The 239-nt window shown below is 59.4% G+C and carries 1 protein-coding gene; it reads left to right on the top strand.

What is annotated here, in order from left to right:
- The coding region (locus OC446_RS30790) for an efflux RND transporter permease subunit (RefSeq protein ID WP_262032641.1) at window positions 1-239 on the top strand (239 nt) is incomplete at both ends.

Here is a 239-nt window from a genome sequence, read left to right as displayed (position 1 = left end):
GCCGCTTTCCGCAGGTTGCTTTTGTATTCTCGAAGACCGGCACAGCCGAGGTGGCAGCAGATCCGATGCCGCCCAACGCCTCGGACACCTTCATCATCCTCAAGCCGCAGGAGGAATGGCCTGATCCCAAGCTCCCGAAGGAGGAACTGATCAAGCAGATGCAGGAAGCCGCCGGCCAGTTGCTGGGCAACAATCTCTCCTTCACCCAGCCGATCCAGATGCGCTTCAACGAGCTTCTG

The organism is Microvirga sp. Mcv34 (assembly GCF_024519725.1).
Taxonomy (GTDB): domain Bacteria; phylum Pseudomonadota; class Alphaproteobacteria; order Rhizobiales; family Beijerinckiaceae; genus Microvirga.
The sequence above is the reverse complement of the archived record's forward strand: the minus strand, read 5'-3'. Positions and strand labels throughout refer to the sequence as shown.